We start from the raw sequence: 13,952 nt of genomic DNA on the forward strand, positions 1-13,952 counted from the left end.
AATAAAATGAAAATTTTAAACTCACTATTCACCATAACATTAGCATTATTGAGCTATGTTTCCTTAGCCCAGGTACAGGTGACAGGAACTGTTATTGACAATCAGGATATTCCGGTAACCGGAGCGACGGTTTTACTAAAGAGTATAGCAAACACCTTTGGAAAACTCACAAACAACAAAGGACAATTCGAAGCAGAGATCCCTTCGGGTAGTTATACTATTGAAGTCCGTTATTTAGGGTTTCAAGTCTATAGAAAAAATATTGAAACAGGAAATGGTACCACGTTTGATATTGGAATCATTCGACTGGAAGAAGGTACTGAACAACTACAAAATGTTGAGGTTATAGGTCGTGCCAGAACAGATTACAACAGTGATTATTCGTTTTCGTCTACTAAAGTTGCTATCAAAAACAAAGAATTGCCTCAAGCAGTATCAACTATTACCAAAGAATTGATGAATGACCGACAAGCTTTTCAAATAGCTGATGCAATAAAAACGTCCAGTAGTGTCACGCATACAGGGTTTTATAATCACTTTAATATCAGAGGGATTATCCAGGCAGAAGATGGTCAGTTGATTAATGGTTTGAGAACACGACAATATTATTTTTTACAACCGATTACTTCTCATATAGAAAGGGCAGAAGTTATCAAAGGACCATCTTCTGTAACCTTCTCTAGTGTAGATCCTGGAGGGTCAGTTAATTTAGTTACTAAAAAACCTTTAAAAGAGAAAAGAAGAGAGGTCAGTGCCACAACAGGAAGTTTTGGTACCCTTAGAGCAACAGCAGATTTTACAGGACCTTTAAATGAATCAGGAACTTTATTGTATCGTTTGAATGGAGCTGTTCAGGAAGCCAGATCTTTTCGTGATTTGGTAGAGAATAATCAGTTTTTATTAGCTCCTTCCATTACCTTTTTACCTAATAATACGACAGCACTAAATGTAGAGATGATTTATAGCAATGGAAAAGGAAATCTGGATCGTGGTCAACCCTTATTTGGAGCCATTAATGGTAACTTTGATTTGAATAGTACCAAAATTAATACAAATGTTGCTGCTGCAAATGACTTTTATACGTCAAAAGAGTTTATGGTGCTTAGTAATTTCAGTAAAGAGATTACGGATCATATAGGATTCAATGCCTCGTATATGAAACAGACTTGGGAAGAAGATCTTGCAGAGCATCGTGTAGCGGGTGCTGCAGCTGTTGATATAGAAGGGAATGCTATTCCTACATTGGCCGAGTTGCGATACGTAGAAAGACAGCAGTTTTGGATTACAGATAATTATACAGCTTACCTTAATTTTGATTTTGAAAACGATAGTTTTAGCAATAAACTTCTGGTAGGATATGATGGTAGTAGATGGGAGCGTACCATCGGAGGATCTTCCAATGGAGCACGTCGTTATAGGAGGCTAAATGGTACCGCAACTTCTTTTAACCCTGAAGAAGCTGATCAGTTTGAGACTATTGATATTGATGGTGTAATAGCACCTAAACCCAATGTTAGTCATTTTGATCTGGCAGATCCCAATAATACCTCAAGAGAGACTTCAGGTTATATCACCTCTGAATTTGCTATTCCGGCAAACCTGACCACTTCTAATGGGATCTACATACAAAACCAATTTAAAATAGGTAAATTTTCGGCGCTGTTAAATCTGCGATATGATTGGTACGAAGATATATTTGATTATGAATCAGATAGTGAACAATCTTATAAGAACGAAGCTTTTATTCCCAGAATAGGGGTGACATATGAAGCGACGGATCAGATTAGTGTATATGCATCTTATGTAGAAGGGTTTCAGCCACAATCTAATACTGTTACCTTATCTCCTTTTACAGAAGACTTTTTCTTTGCAGGTTCTCCAGCCAGTTTTGATCCCTTGGAAAGCAATAATATAGAATTTGGTGCCAAAGGAGAGTTTTTGGGAGGTAAAATGACCGTAAATGCATCGGTATATCAAATTACTCAAAAAAATCTATTACAACAAGATCCTAATGAAGAGTCGATATTGACAGAACGAGGAGAGCAGCGCAGTAAAGGGTTTGAATGGGATCTTTCCGGATACGTAATGCCAAACCTTCAGCTAAGTGCTTCGTACGCTTATATTGATGCGGAAATCATAGAAGATGATGATCCGGCTTTAGTAGGAGAACGTATTGGAGGAGCACCGGAACATAGCGCTAATTTTTGGGGGCGATATGATTTCACACATGGCGTTCTTAAAAATATGGGGCTGGGTCTAGGTATGGAGTACCGAGGAGATCGTTTATCCTGGTATGGAGATCGGCTAACGTTACCATCATATACTGTATTTGATGCAGCGGTATACTATCGTCCAACAGGAATCGATATGCAAATTGCAATAAAGCTTAATAACTTATTTGATGAGACGTACTGGAATGGAGCCCTTAATGCTACCAGACTTTTTCCCGGTGCACCTAGAAATGTATTGTTAACCACAACTTATAAATTCTAACATAATGCAATGGACAAATGTTAGGTTATTTGCATTGAATTTATGGAACAATGCAACGACACCAAAAACTTTTTATGTATTATATTCAGTTTTTATACTGCTAACAGCTTATGCAGCTGTTAGTGGTATAAAAAACTATGTTACCCAAAATAAAATTCGAACAGAGCATCAGGTCAAAGCCAGGCAAAGTTGGGAGGCAAACCCGGATAAACATCCGCACCGGATGGCTCATTTCGGTACTTTTGCATTTCGAATTACCCCAGCTTTAGGAATATTTGATTACGGTTTAGAAAGTTTTATAGGGAATGCAGTTTTTTTGGAAGCTCACCGACAAAACAGTGTGAATTTTTCTGAAGCCACTTTTTCAACGGGGATGCTGAGATTCGGAGAATTGAGTTTAGCGCTTTTATTGCAACTAGTCGTACCTCTGATTTTATTTTTTGTCGGGTTTTCTAGTGTTGCAGCAGATAAACAAAATGGAACGCTAAAAATATTGTTATCTCAAGGAGCTACCTGGAAAGAGATATTGTTCGGAAAATCAATAGGACTTTTTGCAATTGCTATGTTGTTTTTTGTTCCTGTTTTATTGGTAGTGGTTATTACTTTTCTGGTATTAGGAGAGCAGACCGCAAATGATTTTAGATGGTTACGTTTATTATTGATCACTGGAGGTTACTTAAGCTTTCTATTCATTATATCCTCTCTAACAATAGTAGTATCAGCAAGTAGTAGTAATTCGAAAAACGCATTATTACGCTTATTAGGGATTTGGTTAGTATTGGTGGTTTTTTTGCCCAAATCGGCTCAGGCGATGGGAGACTACTGGTTTCCTACCCCTACTAAGCTAGCCTTTCAATCGGCTATCGAGAAAGAGGTGATTCAAAAAGGAGATAGTCATAACCCAAATGATCCACACTATAATAGCCTTCGAGACTCTGTATTAACGGTTCATAACGTAAAAAAAGTAACCGATTTACCCTTTAATTATTCTGGGTTTGTAATGCGAGAAGGAGAAAGAATTACGACAGATTTATATAAAAAACATTATAGAGAATTAGTAGGTATTTATCAACGCCAAAATAATGTAACTCGAGTATCCTCTTTTATAAACCCCTTTACAGCAATCAAACAATTTTCAATGACTGTTGCCGGCACGGATTTTACATCTTATGTAGATTTTCAAAATAAAGCAGATGGCTACCGGTATCAATTGGCACAAACCATGAATGAATTACAGATGGAATATATCAGTCCGAAAAAAGAAAGTGGTTCCGAAGGAAAAACTCATGTAGTAGGGCATGAGCATTGGGAGGGTTTTCAAGATTTTAAACATGAACCTATGGCTTTTTCTAATTCAATCAAAGAAGTTTTGCCCGCTATGACTTCGATAATATTGTGGGTTATAGTTGCTTTAGGCTTATTAGTATTTACCTCAAAAAAAGCAAGAGCGATATGATGTTATATAAATTATTTTTGAAACAATGCATTCGATCAAAAGAGGTGTGGATTAGTCTTTTGCTTATTGTAATGTTAGGTATTGTTGGAATTATTATAGGAAATAACCATCTCAAAAAACAGCAAGATGCAATTGCTGAGGTCAAAACATATCAGGAACAACACTTTGATCGACAGGTGTCTCTTCATAATGATGATTTAGGGTTGTTATTGTATTATGCAAAATTTGCCTATATCAATCCCTTAAATCCCTTAGCAGGTTTATCCATCGGTCAGGCAGATGTAAATCCAACTATAAAGCGAATTACTATAAAAACTTTTGAAGCTCAAAAGTATGATACAGATTTGATAAATCCAATGAGCCTTCAATCTGGAAACCTGGATCTTTCTTTTGTGATCATTTATTTATTTCCCTTACTGGTCATTGTAATGGCTTTTAATGTAATTTCTGAAGAGACAGAAACAGGTACCTGGCGTTTGGTTGCTATTCAGACCAGGTCGAAGCTGAAATTTATTATTTCTAAGTTTTTGATACGGTTAATGTTGTTGTATGTTATATTGATTTTTCTTTTTTTAGTTTCGAAGCTAATCCTCAATCTGGTTTTTAATGCAGCCTTTTTTTGGATGGTTGGATTATCAATGCTTTATATCTTTTTTTGGTTTGCGATCTCTTTTTTTGTCATTAGTTTTAAGAAAACTTCAGGTTTTAATGCACTATTACTTTTATCAGTTTGGTTAGTGTTGATTATTCTTTTGCCGGCGGGGATAAATGCTTATATCTCTTCTAAATATCCCGTTCCGGAAGCTTTAAGCACAGCAATTGCACAACGAGACGGGTATCATGTGAAATGGGATACAGACAAATTAGCTACAATACAGAAATTTTATAAACATTACCCACAATTTGAAAAATACGGGTATCCAACAGAAGGGTTCAACTGGTTATGGTATTATGCCATGCAACAGATGGGAGATGATGATTCCAAAGAAGAACAAGAAGCTTTAGGAGAAAAAATCAAATTACGAGAAGAAGCCAGCAGACGGATTGCATCTGTAATTCCTAATATGCATTTGCAACTTGTTTTTAATCAGTTAGCAGGAACGAGTATGAGTCAACAAATGAAATATTTAGAAGGAACTCATGCATTTCATGAAAAACTGAGGTTGTTTTTCTATCCAAAAATATTTGACGGGAAGCATGCTGATACTGTTGATTGGAGCCAATTTAAACCAGCGTATCACCAAACAGAAGTGATTTCAAAACCCATACGGGGAATAATACCGTTACTAATCGCTTCAGGCATTGTCATATTACTATCGATACCTATGATAAGGAGATTATAAGATCAAAAGCGTTTGATTTTTTTTAAAAAAGGGCAAGTTTATTATAAGCTTGTCCTTTTTTGGTTGTCCGGAGCATTCGAAGTTCGAACTTTTTGATACGAGATCAGAGAAAACCGGGAATCTGTAACAGAGAATAGTAGGTGCCTTACTTTATTATATGTTAATCGCTTCTTTTTTTATAAAATCAATATATTATCAATTTTTTAAGAGTATTTATATAATCCTTAAGTATTTTCTGTAATTTTCTATACAAATACTTAAATTTACATTTTTATAACAATTATCCTGGGGGATCTTATGTATGGAGGAAAATGAAGTGCAAAAAATAATTAACGATACAATTCAAGGAAATGAATTTCCTTTTAATAAGTTTTTGGAAGAGACTTTTCTAGCATTGTACTCCAGATTAGAGATACTCATGACCACAGAAGATGATAGTAAGGATATCCATGAAAATTTTTATTACTAAGCACATTGTCAAATTATACAATAGGAAATACCACTACAGCTTTAACAATCTTCGATCGCCTTGTCAGTTATCCTACTGAAAAAAAAGTTAAAGTAGCACATTGGTTTCAAGGTATTATTTGTTTAGAAAGAGGGGGCACTAAAAAACAAACCAAGAGTTTATCGTGCTTCCTAGTGAGCCATCTTTAGAAATCAAACCAAAAAATATAAGGTTATACAACATACGACTACTACATACACATTGTTTAAAAAACCGCTATGATAAAAAAAATAATATATTGTTTCCTTTTCTTTTTCACCGGAGTTAATATTGCTCAGACATCAAAAGATACCTTAGTTGCTTTTACGTATTATAAAGAAGCAGATTCATTGTTGACGCATAAAAATTATAAAGCATCTATAGCTCTTTTTAATAAGGCATTAGTCATTTATAAAGAAACAGCATCTTGGGAGCGAGTAGCTAGCTGCTATAATAAGGTTTCAGAGAATCTATGGAGATCTAATGCTTTAGAAAAATCACTACAACAAGCAGAAAAAGCACTGGAAATTTGTAATAATCACCTCTCTGAAAATCATCCAGAAGAAGCGAATGCATATGCGAATATAGGGAACTACTACGAAGGAAAAGGGAATTTTAAAAATGTGTTGCCAAATTATGAAAAAGCACTGAAGATACGTGAAAAAATATTTCCAGAACTTCATGTAAGTATTGCCGATTCATACAAGGATATGGGAATCTTTTATTACTATACTAGAAAAAATAAAAAAGCAATAACATGTTATAAAAAGGCCCTGTCTATCTATCAAAAGGTTTTAGAGCCTGAACATAAAAAAATAGGGAATACATATAATAATATAGGAATTATATATGATGAGCTTGAAAAATATGATTTGGCGCTTATTTTCTATAAAAAATCTTTAGCTATTGATATAAAAAAGCGAGGAGAAAATCACTCGGATGTAGCATATACTTACGTAAATATTGGTCTTACCTATTCCAATATGAAACAATTCGATAAAGAATTGAGTTATGGTAAAAAAGCCCTTCGTATTTTAAAAAAGGAGCAAGATACTATTGGGTTGGGTGGGGTGTATCAAAACTTAGGAAACCTTTATGATAGAAGGGGAGAAACTAATAAAGCCTTACAGTATTACAAAAAAAGCCTAAATCTTCGTCAAAAAATTTATGGAGATAAGCATCCAGAAGTAGCGGGTAGCCTTATTAATGTAGGGCTAACATATCAAAATTTAGGCTTAGAAAAAGGATTGTCTTATTGTTATAAAGGACTTGAAATTTTTAAAAATGCCTATGGAGAAAATAATTCTATTATAGCTGATATGTATCAAAATTTAGGAACAACTTATCAAACCAAAAAAGAATTTGATACGGCACTTAACTATTATAAAAAATCCTTAAAAATACGACAAGAAAACTTAAGTAAAACCCATTTAGATATAGTTCGTTCGCATTACAACCTTGGTTCTCTGTACAAAGATCAAGAAAAGCATGTTATCGCTTTGGATTATTATAAAAAAGGGCTTGATATTATAAAAGAATCTGGAAAAATTTCAAAGTTTACTTCTATTTTCTATAACAATATTGGAAGGATATATTTTGAACAGCATGATTATGATAAAGCATTAAGCTTTTTTGATAAAGCATTAATATCAAACACAAAAAAACACTATACAGAAATTACAGCAAACGTTTTTGATCCTGAGCATTATTATTTTAAAGAGAAATTATTTAATGCACTTTTGGGGAAAGCAAAAACATTGCATGAATTATATAAAAAACATCAAAGAACGGACGATCTTAAACAGTGTATCAAAATATATCAAAATTTAGATGTGCTGGTTAGCCGTTTTAGGCAATCATATCAAAATTATAAAGACAAAATAAACTTTGCGGGAGAAGCTAAGGAAATGTATGCTCATGCTATTAAATTACATTTACACAGTTATCAGACAACAAAGGATAAAAATAGTCTGGAACAAGTATTTTATTATATCGAAAGAAGTAAATCTCATACCCTAAAAGAACTTCTCAATGATACAAATGCTAAAAACTTTTCTGAGTTACCCGAAGACATAATAGCCCTAGAAGCTACTTTAAAAACAAATAAAGCTTTTTATCAATCCCAAATTGTTAGACAACAAAGCAAAGATTCTATAGATCTAACCTATATAGAAGAATATGAAAATAAACTTTTCGATACTAATCATAAGCAAGACTCTTTAGCCAAAGTATTAGAAAAAAAATACCCGAAATATTATAAGTTAAAATATAATAAAAAGCTTATTTCCATTAAAGAAATTCAGGATGCGATAAATGATAAAACAACGATACTGGATTTTTTTGTTACAGATAATACTATCTATGCCTTTATCATTTCTAAAAATACTATTTCAGTAAAGGAATTGTTCATAACTGATTTGAGTGAAAAAGTTCAAAATTTAACAGAAGCAATTGTTTCAAAAAATACTGTTGCATATAAAAAAGTAGCATATTCATTATACCAGGAGTTACTATTTCCTTTACGAGAAACCATAATTGGGGATGAATTAATTATTGTTCCGGACAGCTCTCTTTGGCACGTTAATTTTGATCTTTTACTTACAAAAGAAAATAAGACCAATAATCCAAGGGAATTAGATTATCTGTTGAGAGACTATGCGATTTCATATGCTAATTCGGGACATTTATTATTTGATTCACCAGAAAATGAGACGAAGCAATTTGAAACAAGAGACGAATGCCTTGCTTTTTCATTTTCAGATACGGAAACTGAGACAACAGAAACAATCAGTTTGGCTGCACTAAGAGATGTAGGGTATGATTTACCGGGTACGAGACAAGAGATTACATCTATTTCCAAAATTTTTGATGGACAGTATTATTATGGAACTGCTGCCAGGGAAGCCAATTTCAAAAAAAATGCCGATCGTTATAAAATTATTCATTTGGCATTACATGCAGAACTAGACCCTCAATTCCCGCATCGATCAAAATTATATTTTAATAAGGTAAACGATAGTCTAGAGGATAATTTACTATATGCCTATGAATTATTTGCACTTACTATCCCCGCAGAATTAACTGTATTAAGTGCTTGTAACACAGGATCAGGAAAAGTGGCTAACGGAGAAGGAATTATGAGTTTGGGAAATGCATTTCAGTATGCAGGTACTAAAAGTTTATTACTGAGTAGTTGGGAAGTTTCTGATAAGACGACACCTATTCTTATGAAAGATTTTTATGCTAACCTAAGAAAAGGTATGAGTAAAGCAAAAGCTCTTCAGCAAGCAAAATTAAACTTTTTTAACACCACAGAAGTTTTTTATACAAAACCATTTTATTGGGGGAGTTTTTATATTTTAGGAGATACCAGTCCCATTACGATGAATAATGATATGAATTATAATTATGTAGTGTGGGGGGGAGTAATTTTAATATGCCTCTTAGGATTCTTTATTTTGATTCTAAAACGGAAAGGAAAGATATTCAGGTAATTTTTACAATTTTACCTCTTTCTGACAACTTGTTGTGTAAAACAGTATTTTTTATAGCCTCTTAAATTATAATAAGTAAAGAATATTACTTGAAGCTCTTTATTTAAGAAGCATAGTATAGTACAAAAGGGGAGGCTATAAAGGAAATTCAGTGAGAAGCTGTTTTAATATGTGATTATAGTCCACAAAACACTCCTTTTGGATTATAGAATGAGTTTCTATTGATTTTCGAAATAAAACCTTAGCCTGGGTAATATAAGGGATACAGAAGGTAACAAAACTGGTAAAACAATATGTAGATAAGAAAAAGTGGGGTAAGTGAGAAAATTAAAAAGTAACCTCTATTTTTAAAGATTACTTTTTATTTATTTTTTTGAGCTCTTGTTAAGTAATAAGTCATTCGTTTCATATTTTTACTGTTTAAGAGGTACTTTGTTTTAACAACACTACCATTAGAAATATGATTTGCTAGGAGTTTGTAAGTAACACCAAGCTTCTATATTTATCTTTCTGTAGTGTTTAACAAAAGTCTATTGTTATTCAAGATATACAGTGGCAGATACACCTCCTCTATCTCGGCACCAGCGACTACCGCCTGTTTCTACTGAGCTTTCTGATTCTGCAGATGCTTTAAATGAGTCTCCATTACCACAAATTACTAAACCATACCCAGCTGCGTTGATTTTTGACAATGATTTCCTGTCAATTTGATACTTAGAAAAATTTTTTAAATACATAAAATTTAATTTTAAAATTATTATTTAATAATTTCCAATATAGTAATATTTTTTATTCCTAGCTAAGTATGGATGAAAAAGGACGCCTGAATGCTGATATCTATGAGATGGAGTTGTTGTCTTTGATTTTAAGAACTTAATATGGACTGACTATAAGGGCATACTTTTTTACATAATCTTTTGTTACCTCTAATCTCTCTGGGTACTAAACTAAGAAAGGAGTCCTTGTAATTTTAAATTTATCTTAATACGAGATGTTTGTTGTTTCCGTACTCTGAAAAAGCGTTTTCTCTGTATTAATATATATCTAATTTCATGTTGTTTACTGTTTAATAAATGTTGTTGTCCTCAGTTTACCCCTCCCGATCAAAGTTCAGCCATTATCCGGGTATTTACTTTGAACTGAGTACTGATTTTTTTTCGTTTTCCTTTCGTAGATATTGAATGAGTTTAAGTTTTATTTTTTGCCAATATGGTCTGATTTTCAGAGAATATTACAAAATTGGTCTATTCTGATTAATCGAACTTAAGTTAATAGTTATATAAACTTTATGTAAATTACGATATGTCCAAAAAACTATATAAATAAAAATATCATTTTGTTTTACTTTAGATTCCTGTAATACTTAAGTATTCGACAAATTATATAGGTAAATCAGACATTCATTTTTTTGTCTAAAAATCAGATAACTTTTTAAGGCATTACAACTTAGTTTTGGGTGAAATATTTATTAACTAAAATTAAGTCTAAAAATGAAAAAAAAGATTTTTTATTATGGCTTTCTCTTTTTGGGGCTTGCTGCTTGTCAACATGAGGAAGAATCTATTATGGATTATTCAGTAGTAAACGGCGATAAATCAGATCAATTAGGAAATGCAAAAGCAACTACCGATTGCTCTAATCATGTATCCCATACACAAACTGATTCGGATTTCTTTTTACTCGATCAAAAAACAGATTTATTATGGCCAGGTAATATCTTAGGTTCAAAAACAGTCAAAAGTGGGAGTCCATCTTCAGTTCCCATTTATGGAAAAGATAGAAACCCAATAGAAATCAAAATAGATGTCGTATCAGGAGCTTCAACACCAACTAATCGGAAAATTACTGAGCCTACGCCGGGAAAAGTTCAAAATAATATGAATAAAATTTTGGCAGAGTATTATAAAAGTGGAGCAAGTCTTCCTGCTAATTTCGAAGTTTCGATATCACAGATTTTTAATGAAGAACAATTGCAACTTGCTTTGAATGCTGGTTATGCAGGTCCTTCAGTTAATGTTTCAGGGAAATTAGGGGTAGATTTTAATACTAAAAAAACCAAGTTTGCAGTAACTCTAAAACAACGATTTTTTACAATTTCTGTAGCTCCGAAAGAAGGGCTTTCCGGAGATAATGGATGGTTTACCAAAAGCGTGACTCCAGAGAGATTAAAACCGTATGTGACAGATTTTAAGGGGAGCAGTAGCAGTTTAGGAGATAATCCATCTGCATACATCACTTCTGTTGATTACGGTAGATTATTTACAATTATTTATGAATCTGATGATGATGCAACAGATGTAGAAGCTTCATTAAAATTTTCCTACAACGCAGGAATAGTTTCGGCAGATGCAGATGCTTCTGCTAAATATAAAAAAGTAATGAAAAATACTAGTGTAAAAGTGAAACAATTAGGGGGAATTCCTCAAGATGGTCTCACTGCTACCTTAGCTGCATTTGCAAAAGATACAGATATGATATTAGATTTTATAAAAAAAGATACAAGTCCTACTTTAGAAAACCCAGGATACCCTATTTCATACAAGGTCAATAGAGTTTCTGATAATACCGTTTTTCAAGTATCTCAAAATATTTCATATACAGAAAAAAAGAGCTGTTCCTCTATAAGAATACAACCAGAATCTGTAGAAACGAAAGACCTAGCAGATCATGGCACTAGTGGAACAGAATTATATGGTCGAATTACAGTTGATGAAAGTATACCTGGTAAAGATTGGAGAAGGGTAAAGGAGTTAAATTGGGGATATTTGAATAATCCACAAATACCTGTTGATCATTACCCATTCTCAACACGTAATGCAATACAAATTTTAAATGGTCAATTTATAGATGTAAATCTTCCTGAAAAACCAGGTTCTAGATTTAGAATAACAGTAGAGACTTCAGAATGTAATGATAACTGTAATACTGATGTATTCAATCTTACACGAGCAGTAACTTATGTGTTCGAGTATAGTCCAACTACCCAAAAATGGGAAAATGAAAAAGACGAACATATTACAGTTGGCAGTAGCATTGATAAGAAACAAAGAATATCAACTTGGCAATCTATGCCTGATAGATCAGATTCTACATTTCGAGGAGCTGTTAAAGTTAATATCGCTTTACACCAATTTTAAAAACTATAATTATTACAATTCATAATAATACAAACAAAATATTATGAAAAAGAGCTTATTTCTATCCATTTTTTAATATCTATTCTTTTTTACAAAGTTGTCAAAAAGATGATGCAGTTTTAGAATCTGAAGATATATCTGTATCGGAGAGCGTCTTTGATGATACTAATCAAAAAATAGGAAACATCATATCAGTCAATTAGCTAAGTGAATTCTTTCAAAAGCCTTTAAACCTGAATAGAATTTAGAAACGTTTTATGCTAGATATGATAAAGGAAATGGATCTAATCCATCTGTAAATCTAAAACAAAAATATACAGTGGTCATTTAAATGAATTCTTTGGCGGTGACTTCTTTTTTGGTTACAAAAGAGCTCTAAATCGCTTTGGAAGAGATTTGGTAGGGAGACCTGATGGACAGTTTGTTTACCTATCATATGATTGGATCAATTACTGTATGGTTGCAGATGGGCATCTTTCTGAGATAGATAAAGAATTATGAATTGGAGGTTTTTGGAATAATAGAGAAATGATCCGAATTGATATAAAAGGTGCTGAGATATTAAAATCGCTAATTCATAGAATTCCAACAGGTAATGAAGGAGAAGCAAATGACCTTTGGATTCACGGAGGTGTTTTGCCAATTGGATTAAGTGAAGCTGTTTTAGATCAGGGAAACTTCTCTAGATTTAAAATAAAAAATCTTACACTTATAAAATCGCAGAAAAGAAACTAATTGTAAATAAGTTTTTTATACATAGATACAGTAAAAAGGGAGTAAGTTATAACTTACTCCTTTTTTATATGTCAAACTTTCACTATATCATTACTCAGAAGTTATAGTATTTCTATGTTACTCTATCATTTAGTTTGTTCTTAATATATAAACGTATTGCTTGGAATTCAAAAATGGATCGTGTTTTAAAGAAAACCTGTTTGGATGTTCAAGATAGATATGAGACACAATTTTTAGAGATAAGATCAAACAAAGATCATGTTCATTCTTTAGTTTAGTTTACAGTGTTTCAAGAGATAGTTTTATTAGAATAACGTTGATTATAAATAGTTTAAGAGTGTAATAGGTGTTTTATAAAGCATCTGAAGTAAAAAAAATCTATGGAGAGGTTCATTTTTGAAATAGTGGGTTCTATTATTAATACAATTGATCGACTTAGGAACAAAAAAGTGATGGTAGAATGTGTGAAAAATTAAGGTTAAGAACAGGAATATGAGGTTCTTTACCCCTTCAAGTTAAGCCTGAGTTAAACCGAGTTAAACCCGAGTTAATTTAGGTTATTCCTAAAATTAAATACGCATAATTAATAATTTTGTAAACCTAAATCTATATTATAAACACTATATGATAGAATTAGTTCCAACTCTTAATTAACCTTAAATTTTTATGATTAACCCTCCATTAATAAACAATTTTCACATTATTCATATAGACCTAGAAAACATAATTCCAATTAGTTTTTTTATAGTCCTGATATTATTTACAAGAAGACATGTTTGTTTTAAAAAAAAAGCTAATCTGAAAGAA

9 protein-coding genes are annotated in these 13,952 nt (G+C 32.5%); 8 read left to right on the forward strand and 1 reads right to left on the reverse strand.

Annotated elements, in window-relative coordinates; genetic code table 11:
• Window positions 1-6 precede the first annotated feature (6 nt).
• The 5 genes from ACFSTE_RS14575 to ACFSTE_RS14595 all read left to right on the forward strand — a co-directional run bounded on the left by ACFSTE_RS14575 (window position 7) and on the right by ACFSTE_RS14595 (window position 9,273).
• A complete protein-coding gene (locus ACFSTE_RS14575) occupies window positions 7-2,493 on the forward strand; it encodes a TonB-dependent receptor domain-containing protein (protein WP_378253568.1) in 2,487 nt (828 codons plus the stop codon).
• Window positions 2,494-2,497: 4 nt separating this feature from the next.
• Window positions 2,498-3,949 (forward strand): DUF3526 domain-containing protein, encoded by a 1,452-nt coding sequence (locus ACFSTE_RS14580; RefSeq protein WP_378253570.1) that lies wholly within the window; start codon window positions 2,498-2,500, stop codon window positions 3,947-3,949.
• Entirely contained in the window at window positions 3,946-5,292 is a 1,347-nt protein-coding gene (locus ACFSTE_RS14585) for a DUF3526 domain-containing protein (protein ID WP_378253572.1), read from the forward strand. Before ACFSTE_RS14580 ends, ACFSTE_RS14585 begins: the two co-directional genes overlap by 4 nt.
• Before the next feature lie 301 nt (window positions 5,293-5,593).
• Window positions 5,594-5,761 carry a hypothetical protein gene (locus ACFSTE_RS14590; RefSeq protein ID WP_378253574.1) on the forward strand — a complete coding sequence of 56 codons (168 nt, stop codon included), beginning with the start codon at window positions 5,594-5,596 and terminating at the stop codon, window positions 5,759-5,761.
• 257 nt (window positions 5,762-6,018) lie between these two features.
• Complete coding sequence (locus tag ACFSTE_RS14595) at window positions 6,019-9,273, forward strand: CHAT domain-containing protein (protein WP_176027088.1); 3,255 nt, start codon at window positions 6,019-6,021, stop codon at window positions 9,271-9,273.
• A gap of 536 nt (window positions 9,274-9,809) precedes the next feature.
• Here ACFSTE_RS14595 and ACFSTE_RS14600 read toward each other — a convergent pair.
• The gene (locus tag ACFSTE_RS14600) at window positions 9,810-9,965 is read right to left on the reverse strand and encodes a hypothetical protein (RefSeq protein WP_176027087.1); all 156 of its coding nucleotides are present in this window, start codon (window positions 9,963-9,965) and stop codon (window positions 9,810-9,812) included.
• A gap of 798 nt (window positions 9,966-10,763) precedes the next feature.
• On the opposite strand from ACFSTE_RS14600, the gene ACFSTE_RS14605 reads away from it, so the two are divergent.
• The 3 genes from ACFSTE_RS14605 to ACFSTE_RS14615 all read left to right on the forward strand — a co-directional run bounded on the left by ACFSTE_RS14605 (window position 10,764) and on the right by ACFSTE_RS14615 (window position 13,423).
• Window positions 10,764-12,410: a thiol-activated cytolysin family protein gene (locus ACFSTE_RS14605; protein WP_176027086.1), complete on the forward strand. Its 1,647-nt coding sequence runs from the start codon at window positions 10,764-10,766 to the stop codon at window positions 12,408-12,410.
• Between the two features lie 528 nt (window positions 12,411-12,938).
• Entirely contained in the window at window positions 12,939-13,145 is a 207-nt protein-coding gene (locus ACFSTE_RS14610; RefSeq protein ID WP_176027085.1) for a hypothetical protein, read from the forward strand.
• A 134-nt stretch (window positions 13,146-13,279) separates the two neighbouring features.
• Window positions 13,280-13,423: a transposase gene (locus ACFSTE_RS14615; RefSeq protein WP_368660066.1), complete on the forward strand. Its 144-nt coding sequence runs from the start codon at window positions 13,280-13,282 to the stop codon at window positions 13,421-13,423.
• The last annotated feature ends 529 nt before the right edge of the window (window positions 13,424-13,952 follow it).

The sequence above is a fragment of the Aquimarina hainanensis genome, assembly GCF_042684685.1.
Taxonomy (GTDB): Bacteria; Bacteroidota; Bacteroidia; order Flavobacteriales; family Flavobacteriaceae; genus Aquimarina; species Aquimarina hainanensis.

What these genes read in the sequence shown, in the direction of transcription:
- ACFSTE_RS14575 (WP_378253568.1), top strand. Translation starts at nt 7, where the DNA reads ATGAAAATTTTAAACTCACTATTCACCATAACATTAGCATTATTGAGC.
- ACFSTE_RS14580 (WP_378253570.1), top strand. Translation starts at nt 2,498, where the DNA reads ATGCAATGGACAAATGTTAGGTTATTTGCATTGAATTTATGGAACAAT.
- ACFSTE_RS14585 (WP_378253572.1), top strand. Translation starts at nt 3,946, where the DNA reads ATGATGTTATATAAATTATTTTTGAAACAATGCATTCGATCAAAAGAG.
- ACFSTE_RS14590 (WP_378253574.1), top strand. Translation starts at nt 5,594, where the DNA reads ATGGAGGAAAATGAAGTGCAAAAAATAATTAACGATACAATTCAAGGA.
- ACFSTE_RS14595 (WP_176027088.1), top strand. Translation starts at nt 6,019, where the DNA reads ATGATAAAAAAAATAATATATTGTTTCCTTTTCTTTTTCACCGGAGTT.
- ACFSTE_RS14605 (WP_176027086.1), top strand. Translation starts at nt 10,764, where the DNA reads ATGAAAAAAAAGATTTTTTATTATGGCTTTCTCTTTTTGGGGCTTGCT.
- ACFSTE_RS14610 (WP_176027085.1), top strand. Translation starts at nt 12,939, where the DNA reads ATGATCCGAATTGATATAAAAGGTGCTGAGATATTAAAATCGCTAATT.